This is a genomic window from Bradyrhizobium sp. CCBAU 51627, from assembly GCF_028128765.1.
GTDB lineage: Bacteria > Pseudomonadota > Alphaproteobacteria > Rhizobiales > Xanthobacteraceae > Bradyrhizobium.
Map to the genome: position 1 here is coordinate 821,743 of NZ_LBJG01000024.1, position 20,574 is coordinate 842,316.

General features: G+C 58.6%; 19 protein-coding genes. 15 read left to right on the top strand and 4 right to left on the bottom strand.

The features are described 5' to 3' along the window. Positions 1 to 278: 278 nt before the first annotated feature. Positions 279 to 1,262: a thiolase family protein gene (locus XH88_RS18710; protein ID WP_271670386.1), complete on the top strand. Its 984-nt coding sequence runs from the start codon at positions 279 to 281 to the stop codon at positions 1,260 to 1,262. Continuing rightward, complete coding sequence (locus tag XH88_RS18715; protein ID WP_271670387.1) at positions 1,252 to 2,526, top strand: class I adenylate-forming enzyme family protein; 1,275 nt, start codon at positions 1,252 to 1,254, stop codon at positions 2,524 to 2,526. The genes XH88_RS18710 and XH88_RS18715 overlap by 11 nt, the downstream gene beginning before the upstream one ends. Before the next feature lie 233 nt (positions 2,527 to 2,759). Here XH88_RS18715 and XH88_RS18720 read toward each other — a convergent pair whose 3' ends face one another. Continuing rightward, positions 2,760 to 3,563: an SDR family oxidoreductase gene (locus tag XH88_RS18720; RefSeq protein WP_271669724.1), complete on the bottom strand. Its 804-nt coding sequence runs from the start codon at positions 3,561 to 3,563 to the stop codon at positions 2,760 to 2,762. A 231-nt stretch (positions 3,564 to 3,794) separates the two neighbouring features. Here XH88_RS18720 and XH88_RS18725 point away from each other — a divergent pair, with 231 nt between their 5' ends. Further along, positions 3,795 to 4,970: a saccharopine dehydrogenase family protein gene (locus XH88_RS18725; RefSeq protein ID WP_271669725.1), complete on the top strand. Its 1,176-nt coding sequence runs from the start codon at positions 3,795 to 3,797 to the stop codon at positions 4,968 to 4,970. Between the two features lie 387 nt (positions 4,971 to 5,357). Here XH88_RS18725 and XH88_RS18730 read toward each other — a convergent pair whose 3' ends face one another. The 3 genes from XH88_RS18730 to XH88_RS18740 all read right to left on the bottom strand — a co-directional run bounded on the left by XH88_RS18730 (position 5,358) and on the right by XH88_RS18740 (position 7,895). Continuing rightward, positions 5,358 to 6,467: a YeiH family protein gene (locus XH88_RS18730; protein WP_271669726.1), complete on the bottom strand. Its 1,110-nt coding sequence runs from the start codon at positions 6,465 to 6,467 to the stop codon at positions 5,358 to 5,360. A 124-nt stretch (positions 6,468 to 6,591) separates the two neighbouring features. Further along, the gene (locus XH88_RS18735) at positions 6,592 to 7,293 is read right to left on the bottom strand and encodes an SDR family NAD(P)-dependent oxidoreductase (RefSeq protein WP_271669727.1); all 702 of its coding nucleotides are present in this window, start codon (positions 7,291 to 7,293) and stop codon (positions 6,592 to 6,594) included. A 2-nt stretch (positions 7,294 to 7,295) separates the two neighbouring features. Further along, on the bottom strand, positions 7,296 to 7,895 hold the full coding sequence (locus tag XH88_RS18740; protein WP_271669728.1) for a 2-hydroxychromene-2-carboxylate isomerase: 600 nt from the start codon (positions 7,893 to 7,895) through the stop codon (positions 7,296 to 7,298). Between the two features lie 217 nt (positions 7,896 to 8,112). Here XH88_RS18740 and XH88_RS18745 point away from each other — a divergent pair, with 217 nt between their 5' ends. The 12 genes from XH88_RS18745 to panC all read left to right on the top strand — a co-directional run bounded on the left by XH88_RS18745 (position 8,113) and on the right by panC (position 20,429). Beyond that, positions 8,113 to 8,964 (top strand): TetR/AcrR family transcriptional regulator, encoded by an 852-nt coding sequence (locus tag XH88_RS18745; protein WP_271669729.1) that lies wholly within the window; start codon positions 8,113 to 8,115, stop codon positions 8,962 to 8,964. A 35-nt stretch (positions 8,965 to 8,999) separates the two neighbouring features. Further along, positions 9,000 to 9,956, top strand: coding sequence for a 1,2-phenylacetyl-CoA epoxidase subunit PaaC (locus XH88_RS18750; RefSeq protein WP_271669730.1), 957 nt, complete (start codon positions 9,000 to 9,002; stop codon positions 9,954 to 9,956). Then, positions 9,953 to 10,264 (top strand): metal-sulfur cluster assembly factor, encoded by a 312-nt coding sequence (locus XH88_RS18755; RefSeq protein WP_271669731.1) that lies wholly within the window; start codon positions 9,953 to 9,955, stop codon positions 10,262 to 10,264. The genes XH88_RS18750 and XH88_RS18755 overlap by 4 nt, the downstream gene beginning before the upstream one ends. A gap of 10 nt (positions 10,265 to 10,274) precedes the next feature. Further along, on the top strand, positions 10,275 to 10,529 hold the full coding sequence (locus XH88_RS18760) for a hypothetical protein (RefSeq protein WP_271669732.1): 255 nt from the start codon (positions 10,275 to 10,277) through the stop codon (positions 10,527 to 10,529). Further along, entirely contained in the window at positions 10,529 to 11,299 is a 771-nt protein-coding gene (locus XH88_RS18765; RefSeq protein ID WP_271669733.1) for a Phenylacetic acid catabolic protein, read from the top strand. The genes XH88_RS18760 and XH88_RS18765 overlap by 1 nt, the downstream gene beginning before the upstream one ends. Continuing rightward, complete coding sequence (locus XH88_RS39250; protein WP_442868452.1) at positions 11,296 to 11,487, top strand: PaaD-like zinc ribbon domain-containing protein; 192 nt, start codon at positions 11,296 to 11,298, stop codon at positions 11,485 to 11,487. Before XH88_RS18765 ends, XH88_RS39250 begins: the two co-directional genes overlap by 4 nt. A gap of 32 nt (positions 11,488 to 11,519) precedes the next feature. Further along, on the top strand, positions 11,520 to 13,130 hold the full coding sequence (locus XH88_RS18770; protein ID WP_271669734.1) for a class I adenylate-forming enzyme family protein: 1,611 nt from the start codon (positions 11,520 to 11,522) through the stop codon (positions 13,128 to 13,130). A 72-nt stretch (positions 13,131 to 13,202) separates the two neighbouring features. Further along, on the top strand, positions 13,203 to 14,405 hold the full coding sequence (locus XH88_RS18775; RefSeq protein ID WP_271669735.1) for an ABC transporter substrate-binding protein: 1,203 nt from the start codon (positions 13,203 to 13,205) through the stop codon (positions 14,403 to 14,405). 332 nt (positions 14,406 to 14,737) lie between these two features. Further along, on the top strand, positions 14,738 to 15,946 hold the full coding sequence (locus tag XH88_RS18780) for an acetyl-CoA C-acetyltransferase (RefSeq protein WP_271669736.1): 1,209 nt from the start codon (positions 14,738 to 14,740) through the stop codon (positions 15,944 to 15,946). 108 nt (positions 15,947 to 16,054) lie between these two features. Beyond that, the gene (locus tag XH88_RS18785; RefSeq protein WP_271669737.1) at positions 16,055 to 18,268 is read left to right on the top strand and encodes a 3-hydroxyacyl-CoA dehydrogenase NAD-binding domain-containing protein; all 2,214 of its coding nucleotides are present in this window, start codon (positions 16,055 to 16,057) and stop codon (positions 18,266 to 18,268) included. A 405-nt stretch (positions 18,269 to 18,673) separates the two neighbouring features. Further along, positions 18,674 to 19,546, top strand: coding sequence for a 3-methyl-2-oxobutanoate hydroxymethyltransferase (panB, locus tag XH88_RS18790; protein WP_271669738.1), 873 nt, complete (start codon positions 18,674 to 18,676; stop codon positions 19,544 to 19,546). Positions 19,547 to 19,559: 13 nt separating this feature from the next. After that, complete coding sequence (panC, locus tag XH88_RS18795; RefSeq protein ID WP_271669739.1) at positions 19,560 to 20,429, top strand: pantoate--beta-alanine ligase; 870 nt, start codon at positions 19,560 to 19,562, stop codon at positions 20,427 to 20,429. Positions 20,430 to 20,574 lie beyond the last annotated feature (145 nt).

Below are 20,574 nucleotides of genomic sequence, written 5' to 3' on the forward strand. Positions count from 1 at the left end.
CCGCTCAGCGAGTGTCCGAATCCGTTTTCCCCGTGTATATGGCTGAGGGGTTGGGGCTTTCGCCGAAATGGCTGAATTATAGTGGCACCGGGGGATGCTCCGCCACGGGGGGCATCGCGAGGGCTGCTTCAGCCATCCGAGACGGCTTGTGCGAAACTGTCGTTGTTCTTTGCGCGGATGCCCCGAGCACGGCCTGGCGAGCGAATTACGGAGCATATCGAGGGGAGTTTCAGGAACCCGTAGGTGTTCAAGGACCTCCTGCGAGCTTTGGCTTGTTGATGAGCCGATATCATCATCAATATGGGATCAAACCGGAAGCCCTTGGAAAAATCGCGGTCATACAGCGTGAACACGCGCTGCATAACGAAAATGCGCTCGCGAAGTTCAAGACGCCTCTCACGATGGAGGACTACTTCAACTCCCGTGTGATCGCAGACCCGCTTCGGTTGCTGGATTGTGTGATGTTCTGCGATGGGGCGAACGCCTTCCTGGTGACGTCCGAGAAGCGCGCGCGAGCACTGGGCTTGCGCAAGATGGTCTACCCCACGGCGTACGCCGAGATTACCAATCTGCACGGTGACCGTTCGTGTCCCGACATAACGGAGACGGGCTTTTCTGTCATCGCTCCCTTGATCTACAAACAGAGCGGCTTGTCTGCCCGGGACATCCGGATGTTTCAGCCGTACGACGATTTTACGATCGCCGTCATGATGCAGTTCGAAGATTTCGGTTTCTGCGAGCGCGGGCAGGGCAGCGGCTTCACTCTGGCCACGGATCTCTCGCGCACCGGCACATTGCCGCTGAACACGGGAGGCGGTCAGATCTCGGCCGGGCAACCAGGATTGGCGAGCGGCGGGCTCAATCTGGCTGAGGCTGTCCGACAGATGTTTGGAGAAGGAGGTGGTCGACAGGTGAAGGATGCCAGGAACGCCCTGGTCACGGGAATCGCCGGTATCCAGCGTTCCGGACCGTTTGAGGCTTCGATGCGGCTCGACACGATCTTCCGAGCACAAGCGGTCCGCCATCCCGAAGAGACCGCACTCGTGTGTGGACGCGATCGTCTCAGCTACAGCGAGCTCGACCGCCGGGTACTCAATCTCGCGGCCGGACTGCTCAAACTCGGCGCAAAAACCGGAGACCGGCTGGTCATCTACCTGCCGAATGGAATCGAACTGGTCGAGCTTCTCTACGCGGCCTTCTCGATCGGTGTGATCGGTCCCGACAAGGCTCACCGCCCTCGAGCTGCAATACATTTGCCGTGACAGCAAACCGTTCGCGGTCGCTCTGGAGGCGGACTTCGCTCTGCGCGCTGAAGTCGCGAAGGACCTTCCGGACGCGGCCTTCATCTCGACCGGGGCGAAGATTTCCGGCACGATCGGCCTGGCCGAGTTGCGTGCCAACGATCTGGCCTCTCTGCATCCCCTGCCATTGGCCGACGATGCATTGGTAATGTACACGTCAGGCACGACCGGTGCTCCCAAGGGAGCAGTTATTGCCCATTCGAACCTCATCGTGCAGAACTATTTCGTGCACGCTGTCGAATGGGGCATTTCGAGCGACGACAACTATCTGGTTACAACGCCTCTGGCGCATCGCGCCGGGTTGGCGCGACTGGCGAACGCGCTGAGTCTCGGGGGGACTTTGGTGATCCTCAAGACGTTCGATCCCGTCGCGGCTGTCCGGGCGATCGAAGATGAGAAGATCACCGTGGTCGGAATGGTGCCGACCGTCTGTCGCATGATGCTGCCTTCGATCCAGGAAGACCCGTCGCGGTGCGCCTCGTTACGGTGCATTGTCGTGACCGGGGAGGCGTTCCCGGTGGAGCTGAAACGGAAGTTTCTGTCCTTGCTTCCGCACGTCCGCCTCGTCTCCTTCTTCGCCATGACGGAAGCCGGAGCGGTAACGTCGCTCGTGCACGAGGAACAGTTCGTCCGGCCGGAATCGATCGGACGCCCGACACCGGGCGTGGAGATCAGGATCGTCGATGATCGCGGGGCCGACACCCTGCCGGGACAGCCGGGCGAGCTGCTCGTTCGATCGGGCGAGCCGGGGCGTTTCACCGTCATGCGGTGCTATTACGATCGGCCCGAGGAGACGGCGACGGCGCTGCGCGACGGCTGGTTGCATACCGGCGACATCGCAAGATGCGACGAGCTTGGATACCTCTATATCGTGGACCGCAAGAAGGACATGATCATAAGCGGCGGCTTGAATGTCTACACAAAGGAAGTCGAGCAGGCCCTGCTGACCAACCCCGGCATTTCGGATGCCGCCGTCGTCGGAATTCCGGACGATGTCTACGGCGAGTCGGTTGTTGCGTTCGTCGAGCGCTCGGCGGATAGCTCGTTGACGATCGAAGATGTGATCGCGACCGCTCAAGGGCGAATCGCGGGCTACAAGAAGCCCAAACACGTCTTCCTGGTCGATGACCTCCCGCGAAACGGTACCGGCAAGGTCCTGAAACACGAGCTGCGGCTGCGCGCTAAACGATTGCTGCGTCCGTCGCCCGAAGCAGCCGGGGCTTGATCATGCGACAGTCGATGCGCCTATCGCCGCTCGGAAATCAACTGTCGAGACCTTGAAGGTTCCTCGCTCTTGAAGAGTGGGTTCCTGAATCTTGAAATAAGAAGCTCCTTGATTCCGAACAACGGGTGTCGGGCGTCAATCCGGTGAACGTCGCGAGCGGCGCGGCGAAGGCACGAGAGGCGGCTTCGACCCGACAACTCATGGACCATCTCATCCAAGTAACAGCTGATCGGTTATGAGGGCTCGCTAGGATGAGGAAGTACAGCCGTTAGACCGCCGTCCACGCTTAGGATCTGACCGGTGATATGTTTGCCGGCTTCGCTGGCGAACAACAGGGCGGCGCCTTTCAGGTCGTCTTCGTCACCGATGCGCTGAAGAGGCACGCCTGTCGTCAGTTTCTCCATGCCGACCTGCTCGATCGTGCCCTTGGTCATTTTCGAAGGAAACATGCCCGGCGCCAACGCGTTCACCGTTATGCCGTAGCGCCCCCAGCCGCCGGCGAGTGCTCTGGTGAAGTTGACCACTGCGCCCTTGCTCGTGTTGTAGGCGATCGTTTGAGTCGTGCTCGTGCTGCCGAGCAGGCCTGCGATCGACGCCAGATTGATGATCCGGCCGTATCGGTTCGGAATCATCGAGCGTTTTCCGATCTGCTGGCTAAGGAGGAAGAGCGAGCGAATGTTGAGGTTCATGACCTTGTCCCACGCCTCGATCGGGTGGTCCTCGGTCGGAGCCCCCCACGTCGCTCCCGCGTTATTGACGAGAATATCAATTCGCCCGAGCTTGCCGAGGGCCTCGTCGACAAGACGTGAGATGTCGTCGTCCCTGGAGTTGTCCGCTGCGATCCATTGTGCTGAGATTCCGCGGCCGGCGAGATGCGCCTGCGCCTTTTCAAGATCCGAAGCCTTCCGCGACGACAATACGATCTCCGCTCCTTGTTCGCCCAGTGCTTCGGCGATTTGAAGCCCAAGCCCGCGGGAGCCCCCGGTCACGAGGGCTTTCTTTCCAGAGAGATCGAACAAGCTTTTCAAGCTGACCATTTTGAAGACCTGATGTTCTGTTGAAGGGGCGGCGCCGGGATCTCAGCCGTGAATGGCAGTCGCGCGCGATCCGACTTTACACTTAACAAACATACTGTATAGTCAGAATGTTTCTCAAAGCCGAGAAAGCGATGAAAACCACGGCTCAGCCTCATGGAGGAGGTGGGCCATGTCAAAGCCGCGAATTCGCGGCGGGGGTGGCAACCCTCCGCGCGCCGATGGAGCAAGAACATGGTACGCGACAGCGCCTGCGATTTGATTGTCATTGGCGCCAGTGGCTTCACGGGTCGACTCGTGGCCGAATACCTCGCGGCGAGATACGGAAAGAAAATCAAATGGGGAATGGCGGGCCGCGACCCCGAGAAGCTCGGCGCTGTCCGCGCCGAGATCGGCGCCCCCGACGATACATTGCTGATCAAGGCTGACTCGGACGACGAAGCCTCGCTGCAGGCGCTGGCTCGCTCGACCCGCGCCGTGATCTCCACGGTCGGCCCCTTCCAGCTTTTCGGATCGAAATTGGTGGCCGCATGCGCTCGCGCGGGCACGGACTATCTCGACTTGAGTGGCGAGACCGTCTGGATGAGGAGCATGATCGACACCCATGAGAAAGATGCCCGATCGAGTGGGGCCCGCATCATCTTCTCGTGCGGCTTCGATTCCGTGCCGTTCGAACTCGGCGTCTTCTTCCTGCAGGGCGCCGCCAGGAAGGCGTGGGGAGAGCCGGCCGAGCACGTGAAAGGCCGGGTCCGCGTGATGAAAGGCACTTTCTCGGGTGGAACAGCAGCCAGTTCACGCGCGACGATGGCTGCTGCGATGAGTGATCCGAAGGTGCTCGATCAGCTCAAGGATCCTTTCCTTCTGACACCTGGCTTTGTCGGGCCGAAGCAGCCGCATGGGATGAAGATTGAGTTCGACGAGGACCTCGGCGCCTGGGCGGCGCCATTCATAATGTCGCCGATCAACACCCGCAACGTCCATCGCTCCAACTTGCTCATGGGGCACCCTTACGGGACCGGCTTCGTTTACGACGAGATGATTGTCGCCGGTCCCGGCAAACAGGGCGAGGTTACGGCCGCCAAGATTGCGGAGGATAACAGATCGTTCGGCGGAGAAGGTAGTCCGAAGCCGGGTGAGGGCCCCTCAAGGGCGGAGCGTGAGGCCGGTTGTTACGACATTCTGTTCATCGGGAGCAGCAAGGATCGCGGCAAGATCTCGGTCGCGGTTCGAGGTGACAGGGACCCAGGCTACGGATCGACGTCAAAAATGATCACCGAATGCGCGATCTGCCTCCTGCAGGACGCGAGCGACGTTCCTGCTGGCATCTGGACTCCTGGCGCTGCAATGGGCGAGAAGCTGATATCGCGGCTGGTTCGGAACGCCGGGCTCACCTTCAAGGTCGAGGGCTAGGCGGGGCCATTGCAGGCCAAAATTGTCATTGGGAAATGAAGCGGATGGCCGGTAGAACCCGGGGGAGTGCTCATGGAATGTGGTCTGATCGCGATCGAGTTCATTCCTGATCTGAACGTCGCTGAAATCAGAATGGGTCAGCTTCTCGTGTTGTTGTTCGGGCTGCCTCTAGCGCTCATCGTCCAGCTTGTTCTCCTGATTACACTGTGAAGCCGGCCGGGCGCAGGCTTTGATTTCTCCCAGACTGGTCCGGGAACTCGATCTCGGGCCACTTTTTTTGCTCACAGTTTGTCGCGCGACGCTCCTATCAAAATGGGTCGGCAGTCATCCTCAGCAGACGCACGTGAGCGAAGCGCCAACAGCCATCTTGAGATCTCTGCACATCGCTCAATAGAGCAGCTTGATGCAGACCAGGCTAAAAACACCGATAAAGATCGAGGCAAGAGAGCCCAGGAGGGCCGGCCCAAAGCCCCTCTTTTGCAGGTTTGCCAAGTCCGTATGCATTCCCATTGCGGCAAGCGCGACCGTCAGCAGGAAGGTCGTGAACCAAATGAGATTCGATTTCAGTTCAACGGGAATGATGCCGATGCTGTTGATGCAGGTGGCGACGATGAAACCGAGCACAAACCAGGGCGCCGCGGGCGTGCGCTTTGACATTTCCGCCGCTTCTCCCACCGCGCCGCTTCGCGACAGCAGATCCATGGCAAGCACCAGAGGCGCGAGCATCATGACGCGGGACAGTTTGGCGATCGTGCCCGTTTCGCCGGCGACCTGCCCACGTTGAAACGATGCGGCAACCACCTGTGCAATCTCGTGAACGGAAGAGCCCGTCCAAAGTCCGAACTCTCGGGCATCCAAATGAAGAAGGTCCGGCAAAAACGGAAAAAAGAACATCGCGATGGTCCCGAAGATGGTGACGCATGCGACCGCATAGGTTACGTCCTCTTCCTTTCCGCCCACGACAACGTTCGTTGCAACCACTGCCGACGCGCCGCACACACAGGTGCCCGCGGCAATGAGCTTTGCAAGCTTTTCGTCCACGCGCAGGAATCGTGCGGTGTGCAGCGTGAACACGAAGGTGGACGACAGCGCTGCAGCTAGAATAACGAAGCCTGTTACGCCTAAACTGGCTATGTCGGCGAACGTGAGCTGAAGACCAAGCAGCACGATGCCGATCCGAAGCAATCGCCGCTGGCTGAATAAAATGCCGCCTCTCGTCCAGCTAGGCTGGCCCACGACATTGTTGAGGGTTATCCCGATCAGCATTGCGAGCATCATCGGGCTAATGACGGACAGCAGCGGTAGGGTCCGCAGCCAACCAGCCAACGCTGCAATCAGAAGGGCGGCAACCAAACCCGGCACGATAACGGCAGTGCTATCGATCCATGACTTGATCATTGAAGAGTGGATTGCTCCAGCGGATACACGCCTATCCCCCAAATTATTCGCATGTTTTGGCGAGTTCGCCGGCGTCTCCGAAGAAAGTGCTTCGGGCAATTTCTTCTCCACTGGTTTGAAAAGTAGGTGGCTATGGTCAAGGGCCGGACCGGTCTCTCAGCGATGACGACGGTCCGGCATTTGTCAGATCGGGATTTCGATCGATTGCGCGAGATGAAGCGGATCACCACTTCTCGCCGTAGGGTCGGAGTTCGTAGTTGAACGACCATGCCGAGCGAGGCTGATGGCAAATGTGCCAGATCTCATCAGCGATCGTTGTCGGCTGGGCGAAGAACTCTTCCGGCTTGTCCTGGAACATCTTGCGCGCCCAGGGCACGTTGATGACTGCATCGATCATCAGAAAGGCGACGTGGACGCCCTTAGGACCCAGATGCCGCGCCATCGATTCGGCGAGGATGCGTTCTGCTGCCTTCGACGGCGCAAAGCCGGCGTAACTCTCGACTCCGCGATAGGCTGAGGTGTTGCCGGTCGCGATGATGGCGCCGCTTTGCGCCTTGATCATTGCAGGAGCGACCGCTCTGGCAAGATAAAGCAGCCCCATGGTGTTGACCTTGAAGTTCGTCTCGAGAGCCGTGGGATCCATCTCCAAGAAATTGCCGAACGTTCCGCCTACGGCGTTATGGATGGCGATCGCAGGCGCGCCGTGGTCACGCGCGATTTTTGCGACGGTTTCGTTGACCTGATCCTGCTGCGTGACATCGCAGATGTGGGCGGACGCGTCCGGCAGCTCAGCTTGCAGCTTCGGAATGCGCTTCTCAGAGCGCGCCAGGAGGGCGACATGATAGTCGCCGCGAGAGAAGCGACGCGCGAGCGCGCTGCCCGTGCCGGGACCAACCCCGGTAATAATACAAACTGGCTTCGTCATAATCATGCCTGCGCTTTTGCTGCTGCTTCAACGAATGGGAGCCGATCGTTTCCGAAATAAAGCTCCTCTCCGATCCGAAACGTCGGCGTACCAAACAGGCCGGCTTCTTCGGCTGCCTTGTTGCGGGCCTTCAGTTCCTCGTAGATCTCGTCCTTGGCCATCAGCTCGAGGATGCGATCCGCAGGAAGCTCGTTCTTCTTCAGGAAGTCCTTGAGGATTTCGGCGTTGCCGAGGTCAAGCGCCTGAGCGTAGAGGCCGGTGAACACCTTAGACACGAAATCGGGACCCACGCCGAGCTTGATCGCAGCGATAGCCCCGCGAAGCAGGAAGTTGAGGTCGATGTGCCGGAAGTTCTGGTTGGGCTCCCAGCCGACGCCGTACTTTTTGACCCAGCGCTGCAGATCGCTCTTTGCGTATTTCCTCTTTGCCTTGCACTCGATCGTCGTCGGGGTGTTGCCGGTTGCCTTCATCAAATCCAGCACGTTGATGGGCATGTAGACGATGGTGGCCTGCGCGTCCGCCGCCAGCTTCTTGAGCTGAGTCTGTGCGAGGTAGCTGTAGGGGCTACCGAAGTCGAAATAGAACTCAATCTGTTTGGTCATCCCTGGTCCCTTCTCCCTTGTTGGTCGCTCGCGTTGGCTCGATTTGGTTCTCAGCAGCTGCCGAGCCGAGCCGCAGCCTTCATGTATCTCATTGGATTCTAAGATAAAAATCTTGTTTCTCCGGCGCGGTCACAAAGTTATTGACTGGTAAGTAAGTTAAATGTACATGACTATCAATGTCAACTGCTAGTCGCTTCGAAGAAGACTTCGCTGGGCCATGAGCATGTGTATCTCCGCTGCACTGTCAGAGGTTCTCGACGCCAGGTACGGCTCCGCTGAAAGGAGGGAGTGTGCGTCCAGCGGTGCATTAGGCACGCGCGAGGCTTTACCTCGTGAGTCCAGTGATAATACGTTCGAGCGCATGAAAAAGCGCAAGAAACGACTGACAAATTCCGAACATCGCGAGTTGAGCATGTCGGCAGTGTTGGCTGCCGCCGAGTTTCTCTTCGTGACCCAGGGCTACAACGGTACGACGACGGAGCAGATCGGACAGCTCGCAGACCTGACCAAGGGCAGCGTCTATTTCTATTACGGCAACAAGGAAGGTGTCCTGCTTGAGCTGCTCAATCGCGTGCAGGCCAACGTCATGGAGCCATATCTCCAAATACTGCAAGATGAACGTCTTTCGCCCGTCGAGCGCATGACGAGATATCTGGAGAGGGCCGGCGAGGTCGCCCTCGACCATCCAGGCTCGATGTTGCTGCCGATCGTCGTCTCCATAGAGATGGCCGGGACTGAATCCGAGGCCGCGCGTAGAGTAAAGGCCGGCTACAATCGGATCGCACGAGAAGTACGAAACGTCCTGGAGCTGGGGCAGGCGTCCGGAGTGTTTCGCTCCGATCTGAGCAGCAGCGATATGGCTCGGCTCCTGATCTCGACCGGCGACGGCATCATGCTCGAGTGCCTCCGTCAGAATCTCCGCATCGACGTTCACCGTCTGGTTCGCACGCTGAAGGCTGTCGTGCTAACTGGTCTTCAAATCGCGTCGGAGATGCCGAGCGACATCGAGGCCGATGATGGGCCGTCCGTTATCGATGTCTTGCGGGGCAATCTTCGGGACCACTCATGAACAGTCAGCGAATTGTAACGACGGAAGGTTCGACCATGGCTCAAGCGGCAGTTGCGCGTGAAAACGCCGAAGAGGCAACCGAGGTCGCCCTGCAGACCCGAATTAAGGCTGGTGCAACGCTGGAAGATATCAGCGAGATGACGCCGCGCTATCGTGACGTGCTCGTCGCGACCATGGCGATCGCGGCCGATCTGGAAATCATGACGTTGCCTCTCGACTTTGATGCCATAGCATTTGCACCCAGTATCAACGACCGAATTGCCATCGCGTCGGCGCTGCAGGACGAGATGGGGCACGCCCAGGTCATGTTCCGCATGCTCGAGGATTTCGGCTTCGACTCCTATCACCAGGTGTTCGAGCGTGATCCCAAGAATTTCAAGACGTTCTTTCTGCTTGAGTTTGGAAACTTGAGTCCGATCGATGTGGGGCTCGGCCACCTCGTCGGCGATCAGGCCGGATACATCACAACGTGTGATCTCGAGCAAAATTGTTCATTCGGGCCGTATAGCCGATCGCTGCGGAAGGTGAACTTCGAAGAGAACTTCCACGTCAAGCGCGGCGAGTACATGATCCGCCACTACATGCAGCAGGGTCCCGAGATACGGAAGCGTGTCCAAGAACGGATGGATTTCTGGTTTCCGCTGGGGGCCGAGTGGTTCGGCGCGACGGATGATGTCAAGTCGAGGACCGACCAGCTCCATTACAAGATACGCGGCAATAGCAACGACCAGCTCAGGCAGATTTGGCTGCAGCGCCTCGTTCCATTCTGCGAGCAGGTTGGTTTGAAGGTGCCGGCTCACTTCGACAGCGAAAAAGGCATTTATGTCCTCGATTACCAGATGCCGATCCTGCTGAATCTGGAAACCATGAAGTGGGATTTCCGTACGGTGACGTGGCCCGAGAAGTTGGCGCAGTGGAAGAAAGGCGGCCCATTGAAGCTTCCGGGCTTGAGCCGGATGCAGACCGAGCTGTGGGGGCAAGATCTGTGGTGACCGAGCAGCAGGTCCGGGAGGCGCTCCTCGCGGTGAATGATCCGCATATACCGGTCAGCATCGAGAGCATGGGAATGTTGCGCGGAGTCACGATATCGGAAACGGGGGTGGTCGATGTCGAGCTCGCAATTCCATGCTTGGCCTGCCCTGGCGTCTCGATGTTGAAGCAATCGGTCAAGGACGCGGTGGGCGGCCTAAAAGGGGTCAGCGAGGTCAACGTCCTTGAAGGTTGGCATCACGATTGGACCACTCAATCCATTGAGCCCAATGCCCGACAACTGATGCGCCGCTTTGGAATACAAGTCTAAGGGTGCGATGATGAAGAAAGTTATCGATAGGCAATTGGAGTTGGGTGGCGACAAGCCCGAATTCTACGAGGTATTTGCGCGCCGAGATTCCGCAGAGCCGCTGACTCATATCGGTTCGGTCGAGGCCCCCAACGAACAACTAGCGGAGGCGCGCGCCTGGTTCGTCTACGACCACCATACTTGGCGAGAGATGTGCATCGTACCGCTGTCGGCGATCGTCACGATTACGGAACGAGATAGCAAGTCGAAGGTGAAGGTGGTGTGATGGCTGTCATCAATTCAATCGAAGGCCTTTCGGAAGCAGATCGGTTCCTGGGGGACGAGTTGTATTGCATCGCGGACGCCAAGCTGGTGCTCGCCGGCTGGTACATGATGGTGTTGCAGAACGGGCGTTCCATTGCGGACTTCACGTCCATCTGCGCGATGATGCAGGGGCAGTATGGGCACGCCCGCGCGCTTTATCAGCATCTGGGACGTTTCGGAGTCACGCTTGAGGAGGTGGAGTGGACGCGTGGGGCGAAGGACATTCGCTCGCCAAAGCTGCTCGATCGGCCGCCGCAATCCTGGTCCGATTTTGTCGCGGCGATATTCATGGCCGAGCAGGCAATCTCCACGCAATTGAGCGCCTACAGAACGAGCCTGGCGGACAGAACTCTGGCACGTCTCGCTGACAAGATCCTGAAGGAATCGCGCTTTCACCTGAGCTATTCGGTAGGCTGGATCAAGGCGTTACGCAAAGATCCGGCGTCCACCGTCGACGAAGATGCCCGTCGCCGCCTGGTCGAAGCGTTGGACTGGTGGGGCGAGCCGGACCAGCCGGATATCATTTTCTCAAGCGGCTATCGGGATGCGTCGGATTCGGACCTTCGCGAGCGCTTCCTCAACGTGGTCGGCACAACATTCGATGTTCCCGACGGAATTGCAGGCCCTGCAAAGTCGTGGCGGCCGTCCATCCGCCGCACCGGCAGCCCGGGAATCCCGGAAACGCTGTTCGAGAAGATTCGATTCAAGAATCGCGAACTGGCGATGCCGTGAATCAGGGCGAGCCAAGCTTCGAGTTGCCACTCGATGTTGGCAAGGTCATTTGCCCGCACTGTGAGAGCAGTGCGGTGGAGATCGAATCGCCGTTCGGCGGAAGCGTTTCGGAAGTGTTGTTCCGATGCCTGCGCTGCAAGTCATTCTTTCACTGGGTAAAGTTGCAGCCTGAGCCACCACCTGAGTAAGGCAAACAAATCCAAAAGCAGCACAAGCTGCGATGAACGAAGGAACGGGGAGGATCATCGTGCTCGATCGAGCTATTTCGGTGTCCGATATTCTTCGGACGACGTCCCGTGCTTTGCCGCAAAAGACCGCTATTGTCGACGAGATCGGCTCGCTGAGCTATTTCGAATTCGACGCGACCGTGGATCGACTTGCGGCCGGACTTCAGAGACACGGAATCACAACAGGCGACAGAGTAGCTTATCTGCTTTGGAATCAGCGCGAGCTCCTTTTATCCTACTTCGCGATCGCGCGGCTTGGTGCGCTGACCGTCTCTCTGAACTTCCGTCTGACTCCCGAGGAGTTGTCGTATCAGCTCGTCGCGGCGGAGTGCAAAGCGATCATCGTAGACCGGGATCTCGCGGAACTGGCATCAAAGGCGATTTCCATTTCCGAACTCTCGATCCTCCAGATCGTGGCCGGAGCAGAGGCTCGCCCCGGCCAGCTTGCTTTCGTCGACCTTTCGCATGGCGTTGCTGATGATATCCCACAGTTTCCGACCGTCAGCGCCGACGCCGATAGCGGCATCTGGTTCACCTCAGGCACGACCGGCCGGCCAAAGGGGGCAGTGGTAAAGCATCGATCGGCGGTTGCCGCCGCGACGCTCAGCGCCATAGCGCTCGGCTTCCCGGAAGAAGTCAGATCGCTGGCGGTCGCTCCTCTCTTTCATCGCGGAGCAACGGAAAACTTCGCATTGCCGGTGATCCTGTGCAGGGGAACAAATTTTCTGCGCAAAAGGTTCGACGCGGCTCAAACCCTGGAAAACCTGGAGAAGTACAGGATCCAGCTTGCTTTCATCGTTCCAACGATGGCCTGGCAGCTCGTTCAGGAGCCATCCGCAGAGAACAGGACCTTGCCGCACCTCACGCACTGGATCTCTGCTTCGGCGCCGCTGCCCCCGGTGCTTGCAGAACGGATCCAGGAGAGATTCAAGCTGCCAAATGGGGTGACAAACGCTTACGGCATCACCGAGATGTTGTTCGTCTCGAGATGTCCGTCGGACATGCTGACCAAGAAGCCCGGCACTGCCGGGCTGCCAGCGCCGTGTACGCAGGTAGTCATTCATGACGAAAAGCGCGGCATTCTTCCGAATGGCGAAGTAGGTGAGATTCTTATCAGCGGACCGACGGGGTTCTCTCATTATTTGAATAATGAGGAGGCAACGCGTGAAGCGATCGTCAGTTTGAACGGAGCTGCCTGGTATCGAAGCGGCGACGTTGGTGTTATCGATGCTGACGGCTACCTTGCGATCAAGGACCGGAAGAAGGACATGATAATCTCCGGCGGCGAGAATATTTATTGTGCTGAGGTGGAATTGTTATTGATTGACCATCCCTCGATCCGGGAAGTCGCGGTGGTCGGGGTCCCCGATGAAAAATGGGGCGAGATCGTCGTTGCCGCGATCGTCACTGCTACGGAGACCGTCGTCGATCTTGATCAGATCGTAAAGAGCTGCTCCTCGCTGGCAAGCTACAAGCGGCCGCGTGAAGTCGTCTGCCTGGAGACACTGCCGCGCAACAGCTTCGGCAAAGTACGCAAGGATTTAGTTCGGGAGATGGTCCGCGAGCGGCTCCAAATATCAAGGCAGGCACGTCGCGCTTCCTAGTCAACCTTGTAGGGCCACATTCACAAGCGTCAGTTTTCGAAGAACCAGGTCGTTTCACTTGGGAGGGATGCTATGTTTAAAATCGTCAGACCTGCCTTTGCATTGATGCTGTTGACGCTGGGGTCAGTCGCGTATGCCGCGGATACTCCGGGGGTGACGGCGACCGAGATCAAGGTTGGAGGGGTCTTTCCCTTCAGCGGGCCCGCCTCGTCGCTTGGCATCATCGGCCGAAGTATTCAAGCCTATGTCCAGTCGATCAACGATCGTGGCGGCATAAACGGACGGAAAATAAACTATATTGCCTATGACGATGCTTACAGTCCGCCCAAAGCGGTGGAGCAGGTGCGCAAGCTCGTCGAAAGCGACGAGGTCTCATTCTTGTTTGGTCAGCTCGGCACACCGGGCAACACGGCGGTGGCGAAGTATCTGATATCGAAGGCCGTGCCGTCTATTTCAATCGTCTCGGGGTCGAACAAGTTTACGAATGTGGCCGATTTTCCGCTGACGACAACCGGCATCGTCAGTTTCGATACCGAGGGAAAGATCTATGCCAAGTTCCTGACCAAGACTTTGCCAGATGCCAAGTATGCCATTCTCTACCAGAACGATGATCTGGGAAAGGATTACCTGAACGCCTTCAAGGCGATCCTTGGCAGCCGCTTTGACAAGAAGGTCACCGCTATCCCCTATGAGCTGAGTGATCCGACGGTGGAGTCTCACATCGTCAACTTGAGGAGCTCAGGGGCCGATGCGTTGCTGCTGGCAGCAACGCCAAAATTTGCCGCTCAAGCCATCCGCAAGGCTGCCGAGATTGGCTGGAAGCCGGCGATCCTGCTGAACTACCCCTCCAGTTCGGTTGGCGCGACTCTGAAGCCGGCAGGCCTCGACAAGGCGATCGGGGTGATGGTCGGAACAAACATGAAGGATCCCAGCGATCCGCAGTGGGCTCACACCGAGGGAATGAAGAACTATCTGACCTTCATCGACAAATACATGCCCGGCGTCGACATTGCCGATTTCAACATCTTGTATGGTTACACGCAGGGCATGCTGCTCGAACATCTGATCAAGCAGTGCGGGAGCGACCTTTCCCGCGAAAACATCATCAGGCAGGCGAAGAGCCTGAAGAACGTGGTGCTACCGACACTGTTGCCCGGCATCAGCGTCAACACGAGTGACAAGATCAACATGAGCTACACCCAAATGAGGCTGCAACGCTGGAGCGGCACCGCGTGGGAGCTTTTCGGGGAAGTGCTTGACGCTTCGTCGGAATGAGGAGGACAGAGTGCAGGCTTTGCCGTCCACACGATGGCGAGTCCTGGGACAGCTGTAATCCGCCGGCGCAGAGCCGTCGCGTACCGCTGAACACCGCCGCACATAAAAGCTACCGTATCGAGAGCAGAAGATGGGGTTTAATCGTTGACCAGCGACTTGTAAAAAACAAGTCGATAAATAAACGCAACCAATGTAGCTTTTGAGCCATCCGCACTTCGAGCCGGACGGAGAAGGCCTGGTTCGGCCGCTCTCGCGAGAAACTCGAGGTTGCTTGATGTCGATGGAGCCATGCCTCCCAAACCAGGGGGCGAGCAAGATAGGAGAGGCCAGAGATGCCTGAGGCATATATCTACGATCACGTTCGCACGCCGCGCGGCAAGGGAAAGTCCGACGGCTCGCTCCATGAAGTGACGGCCCTCGCGTTGGCCGCTGTTCCGTTACAGGCCCTGAAGGAGCGCAACAATCTGGCGCCCGATAGCGTTGATGACGTCGTGCTCGGCGTTGTTGATCCGATTGGCGAGGCAGGGGGCGACATCGCGCGATTTGCGGCACTGAAGGCCGGCTTCGACAAGTCAGTGCCGGGTATTCAGGTCAACCGCTTCTGCGCGTCGGGCCTGGACGCCGTCAATATTGCAGCGGCGCAGATCATGTCGGGGCAGCACGAATTGACCATCGGCGGCGGCGCGGAGTCCATGAGCCGGGTCGGGATCATGTCCTCGGGTTCGGCGTGGCCAACGGACCCTTCAATGGCGGTTCCGAGCTATTTCATGCCTCAGGGCGTTGCTGCGGATCTAATTGCCACCAAATATGGTTTCTCACGCGACGATGTCGATACCTATGCCGTTCAGAGCCAGGAGCGCGCCGCCCGGGCCTGGGACGAAGGACGGTTCAAGAACTCGGTCGTGCCGGTGAAGGACGTCAACGGCATCACCATTCTTGCCAAGGATGAGCACATCCGGCCGGGCACGACTATGCAATCGCTCGCCCAGCTGCAGCCGTCATTCGCGACGATGGGTGCGATGGGCGGTTTCGACGCCGTCGCAGTGCAGTCGCATCCGGAAATCGAGGCGATCAATTACGTGCACCATGCAGGTAACTCGTCGGGCATTGTCGACGGCGCGGGAGCCGTTCTTCTCGGCAGCAGGGATGCCGGAAAGAAGCATGACCTCAAGCCACGTGCGAAGATTCGCGCTTTCGTTAATGTCGGCTCCGAGCCTGCGATGATGCTGACCGGTCCGGTCGACGTGACCAAGAAGGTGCTCGATCGCTCCGGCATGAAATTGTCCGACATCGACCTGATTGAACTGAACGAGGCGTTTGCCTCAGTGGTCCTGCGATTGATGCAGACGTTCCAAATCGACAGGGACAAGATCAACGTCAACGGCGGCGCGATTGCGATGGGTCACCCGCTCGGCGCCACCGGTGCGATGATCCTCGGCACGGTCCTCGACGAACTCGAGCGTACCGACAAATCCACCGCGCTCGTGACTCTGTGCATCGGCGGCGGCATGGGGACCGCGACCATCATCGAGCGGGTTTGAACGTTCGTCCCCGCGAGGGACGCGATCCAATCGAGAAGCTCAGTCATGACATCCTCGGGAGCCTCGCGACCAGCGAGGTGACCTCTGGACGACGACAAGGAATGGAACATGGCCTACAAGAATTTCAGGATCGAGACCGACGTCGACGGCATTGCGCTGGTGACTTGGGATGTCCCCAGAAAATCGATGAACGTCATCGATGAGACGTCGGGAGCCGAACTTGGCTTGATCATCGAGCAATTGACGTCGGATGCTGCAGTCAAGGGCGTCGTCATCACTTCCGGCAAGGACGCGTTCTGCGCCGGTGCGGACCTGACGATGCTCGAGGCTATGAACCGCACTCACGCGCAGATGCTGAATTCGCAAGGCGAGGAAGCGGCGAACAAATACTTGTTCAATGAGGCCCGTAAGTTATCGCAATCGTTCCGAAATATCGAGGTCGGTGGCAAGCCTTGGGTTGCCGCGATCAATGGGACGGCGCTCGGCGGCGGCTTCGAACTGGCGCTTGCTTGTCACCACCGCATTGCGTCCGACAACCCGAAGACCCGTGTCGGGCTGCCCGAGGTCAAGGTCGGAATTTTTCCCGGCGCCGGCGGCACGCAGCGGTTGCCGCGCCTGATGCCGACTATAGACGCCATGCAGATGCTGCTCAAGGGTGAGGCGATCGATGTCAAGAAAGCTCAAGCCCGCGGCATCATCGGAGAGGTGGTGCCTGCCGGGAGTCTGATTCAGAAGGCCAAGGACTGGATCAAAGCCGGCGGCAAGGCCGTCGCGCCCTGGGATCAGAAGGATTTCAAGCTGCCTGGTGGCGCGGTCTATTCGAAAGCGGGATTGCAGTTTTTCCAGCCGGCGACCGCGATGCTGCGTCGGGAGACTTACGACAATTATCCGGGCGCACGGGCGATCCTACAGTGCGTCTACGAAGGCCTGCAATTGCCAATGGATACGGCGCTTCGCGTCGAGTCGCGGTACTTCTCCAAGATTCTGCGTTCGAAGGAAGCGGCGGCGATGATCCGCTCTCTCTTCATCTCGATGCAGGACCTGAACAAGGGCGCGCGCCGTCCGGCGAACGTGCCGCCTGCCAAGGTCAGGAAGATGGCCATCATTGGAGCGGGCTTCATGGGCGCGAGCGTCGGCTTCGTGTCGGCGCAAGCCGGCATCGACGTGGTGCTGATCGATCGCGACCAGGATGCTGCGGACAAGGGTAAAGGTCACTCCAAAGCTAACGTCGACGCCGCGGTCTCCAAGGGCCGCATGACTCAAGCCGAAGGCGACGCGATCCTCTCGCGGATTACCGCCACAACGGATTACAATGCGATCAGCGATTGCGACCTCGTGATCGAGGCGGTGTTCGAGGACCGTAAGGTCAAGGCGGAGACCTACGCAAAGGCGCAGCCGTTCTTGAAGAAGGGCGCGATCTTCGCGACCAACACCTCGACGCTGCCGATCAATTCGCTGGCCGAGGAGTTCAAGGATCCGTCGAAGTTCATCGGGATTCACTTTTTTTCTCCGGTCGAAAAGATGATGCTGTCGGAGATCATCGTCGGCAAGAAGACCGGAGACGTCGCGTTGGCGACTGCACTCGACTACGTACGTCAGATCAAGAAGACACCGATCGTCGTCAATGACTCGCGTGGCTTCTACGCCAACCGTTGCGTGATGCTCTTCCTCTTCGAAGGGTACGAGATGCTACTGGAAGGCGTGCCGCCTGCGATGATCGAGAACGTGGCCAAGATGGCGGGCATGCCGGTCGGGCCGCTCTCGCTCAATGATGAAACCGCTCTCGATCTGGGGCTGAAAATATTGAGGGCCACTGAAGCCGACGTGGGCACACAGGCGATCAATCAGGATCACAAGAAGTTGTTGATCGAAATGGTGGAGAAGCGCGGACGCCTCGGCCGGAAGAATGGCAAGGGCTTTTATGACTATCCAGAGAAGGGCAAGGGCCAGAAGAAGCTATGGCCGGAGCTGACCGTGCTGCAGCCCAAGCTTCTCGATCCAGATACGATCGATGTCGAGGAGTTGAAGCAGCGTTTTCTCGTGGTTCAGGCGGTGGAAGCCGCCCGCACAGTGGAGGATGGCGTCGTCACCGATCCGCGAGAGGCGGATGTCGGTTCGATTCTGGGATTCGGCTTCCCGCCATTCACCGGGGGCACGCTGTCGTACATCGACTTCATGGGCACGAAAAAGTTCGTCGAGCTGTGTCTGAGGCTGGAGAAGAAGTATGGTTCGCGCTTCACGCCGCCAAAGCTATTGATCGAAATGGCGGCCAAGGGCGAAACATTCTACGGTCGCTTCACGTCTAAGGCGACCGCGGCATAACAGCGTCGGCGATTCAGCGGTTGCACGCGTACGACGGGGCAACCGCGAAACCGGTGCCCTATCGAAGGAAACTCCCGTCGATGGTCATGCTTGAGGGAGACAGTCGAACGTGTTCCGCTTGGGCCGCGTTGGAGATGACGAAGGAGCGGCGGTCTTGATCGGGACGTGGAGCGAGCACATCACTGGGCATACTGGCCGTGGACGGGGCTCATTATGCCGCTTAATGCAGCGCTTAGGCGGTGAGGCCAATCGCTGACGAACCGCAATTCATGAATGAATTGCGCGGCACCACAAATTGATCTGTTCAGCCTTCTGCGGGCTAAATATTGATTCGTAGTGGAAAGTCCTACTTTGCCGACCCGTGAGCACCGGGCCGCCGTTGAAAGAAGGCTAGTGGGTGCGTAGATGAGCCATACTTCCGAGGCGTCCGTCCGGCGGGTCACGATTCCAATGCTTGAGTTGTGGAAGCGGGATGGCCGACGACTGGTTATGACCACCGCGTATGACGCGGTGACCGCCCGCATAGCAAGTCCTATCGTCGACGTTATTCTTGTGGGCGACAGCGTGGGTAACGTCTGCCTCGGGTTCGACAACACGCTGCCGGTCAGCGTGGCAATGATGAACCACCACGTCGAGGCGGTTGCGCGATCGAAGCCGAGAGCCCTGCTGGTGGCCGATATGCCGTTCCTCAGCTTCCATCTCAGCATCGAGAATACAATTCGCAATGCCGGCGGGTTTCTGCGGCGTGGTGCCGACGCCGTGAAACTCGAGGGCGGAACGAAGCGTCTCGAAATGGTTCGCGCTCTGGTCGATTGCGAGATCCCGGTTATGGGTCATCTCGGCCTGACCCCGCAGAGCGTGAACGTGATGGGCGGATTCAAGGTGCAAGGTCAGAAGGCCGACGATGCTTTGCGTCTGCTCGACGACGCTCACCATCTGCAGGAGGCTGGCTGCTTCGCGCTCGTTCTGGAGGGAATACCGGCCGAGCTGGCGGCGCGAGCGACCGAAACGCTAACGATTCCTACGATCGGTATCGGAGCGGGACCGGCCTGTGCGGGCCAGGTTCTCGTGCTCCATGATTTGCTCGGCTTGGTCGAAGGCCGCCGCCCGAAGTTCGTTCGCTCCTATGTCGACGGCTTTGACCTGTTGCAAACGGCACTGTCACGATGGGCTGCGGATGTTCGCGAAGGCGCATTTCCCTCCGCAGACGAATCCTATCGCCTTCCTGAAAGCGCCGGCCCAGCCGTCGCCAACTGGACACCTTCCCACGCGCGTTAAGACGGGTGAGACAATGCGAACGATCAGATCTGTTGCCGAGCTTCGCGGTGCACTCGCTGAGTCTCGTAAGACCGGCAAGCGGGTGGGGCTGGTGCCTACGATGGGCTACCTGCACGATGGCCACCTTTCTCTGGTTGAGGCAAGCAGGAGGCAGTGCGACGTCACCGTCGTGAGCATCTTCGTGAACCCGACCCAGTTTGGCCCGAATGAGGATCTCAGCACCTACCCTCGGAACTTTCTGCGCGATGAAGAACTCTGTCGAAACGCGGGCGTCGCCATCCTCTTCGCGCCGGACGTCAACGAGGTCTATCCGGCTCACTTTGAGACCTTTGTCGAGCCAGGCGAACTCGCGAAACCGCTGTGCGGCGGCTTCAGGCCCGGACATTTTCGCGGTGTCGCGACCGTAGTTTGCAAGCTTTTCAATATGGTGCAGGCGGATGCGGCGTTTTTCGGCCAGAAGGATTTCCAACAGTGCGCGATTGTGCGCCGTATGGTCACCGATCTCAATCTTCCTATTGACATCGTCACTCTGCCGACGGTCCGGGAACATGATGGACTCGCCATGAGCAGTCGCAACAGATATCTCGGCGAGGAGGAGCGCAGACGCGCCCTTGCCATCAATCGGGCGCTTTTTGCCGCGGCGGACGAATTTCGCTCGGGAATGCGCGACGTACAGGAGCTGATTGCGGTCGCCAAGCAGCATCTTCAGCCCATTGACCGGCTACAGTATCTCGAGCTTGTCGACAGCGAGACTCTTAAGCCCGCGGAGAGCCCTCTGCACCGCTCAGCCGCGCTTTGTGTCGCCGGCTATGTCGGCCCGACGCGGCTCATCGATAATGTGATAATCGAAATTCCCGTTCCCCTTGAGCGCGACGAGGAATAGCGTGGCGGTTTCATCTGGTCGATGACCGCAGTCGGAGTCTGCCTGCCAGGATCATGGTTCGGGGTGGCTTATTCATTGGTGAGTAGGGCGATATGCAGATTTTTGATTGTCCAGATTTCCGCCAGGCCTTTAGTCCTCTGACATG